Annotated in this window: 1 protein-coding gene; it reads left to right on the forward strand. The window is 53.9% G+C overall.

From position 1 onward, the window contains the following. Positions 1-53 precede the first annotated feature (53 nt). Positions 54-1,259, forward strand: coding sequence for an IS256 family transposase (locus tag ACT3TJ_RS17915; RefSeq protein WP_442353091.1), 1,206 nt, complete (start codon positions 54-56; stop codon positions 1,257-1,259). Positions 1,260-1,292 lie beyond the last annotated feature (33 nt).

Genomic DNA, 1,292 nt, shown 5'->3' on the forward strand with positions numbered 1-1,292 from the left:
GGTAGTGTTCAGAATTCTGTGTCACTTCTACCCTAAGAGGAAAGAGGTGATGTATGACACAACCAACATTTGACATGGACGCGGCGCTGAAAGCCCTGCGAGAAGGGAAAGATCTCACCGGCAAGGAGGGCATTCTGACGCCGCTCATCAAGCAGTTGACCGAGGCTGCCATGCAGGCGGAGCTCGACGCGCATCTCGACAATCAAGAGACGCCCAACCGCAAAAACGGGGGCTCTCCCAAGACCATGAAAAGCCCTGCAGGCCGCTTTGAGCTAACCACACCGCGCGATCGCAATGGCACCTTTGAACCGCAAATCGTCAAGAAGCACCAGACTCAGTTAACCGACGAACTGGAACGCAAAGTCATTGCGCTATACGCTCTGGGCAATAGCTATCAGGACATTCGCACGCATATTGCCGACCTGTATGGCATCTCGCTTTCCAACGGCACCCTCAATGCCGTCACCGATAAGCTGATACCGGAGCTTCAGGCCTGGCGCGAGCGTGACCTGGAGGCCATCTATCCCATTGTCTGGCTTGATGCGATCCACTACAAGATCCGGGAACATGGCCGCTATACCAGCAAGGCCGTCTATACCATTCTGGGGCTGAACATCGAGGGCAAGAAGGAGCTTCTCGGCCTGTATCTCTCCGACCAGGAAGGCGCTCACCACTGGCTAAGTGTGCTCACCGACCTCTATAACCGTGGTGTCCAGGACATTCTCATTGCCTGTGTTGACGGCCTGAAAGGCTTCCCTGAAGCGATTGAAAGCCTCTATCCCAACACCGAGATCCAACACTGCATCATCCACCAGATACGGAACTCGCTGAAGTACGTCGCCTCGAAAAATCAAAAGGCCTTCATGGCCGACTTGAAGGCGGTCTACAAGGCGGCTACGCTCAATGCCGCCGAGCTGGCATTGGACGAGTTGGAAGCCAAATGGGGCGACAAATACCCGCTTGTCATCGCTTCCTGGCGCAATAAGTGGCCCACACTATCGGCCTACTTCAAGTACCCCGACTATGTGCGTAAAGCTGTCTACACGACTAACGCCGTTGAAGCCGTGCACCGGCAGTTCCGAAAACTCACCAAGACCAAGGGTGGGTTTGCCAACGAAAATAGCCTGTTGAAACTGCTGTATGCGGGTATTCTCAAGGCCTCTGAACGCTGGACTCACCCTGTGCAAAATTGGAACCTGACGCTGTCGCAAATGGCGATACATTTCCCAAAACGCCTGGACGGTCATATCGACCTATAATGACCAAACTGACACAAAGTTTTGAACACCCTC

The organism is Halomonas sp. AOP30-A1-24, assembly GCF_052378165.1.
GTDB lineage: Bacteria > Pseudomonadota > Gammaproteobacteria > Pseudomonadales > Halomonadaceae > Vreelandella > Vreelandella citrativorans.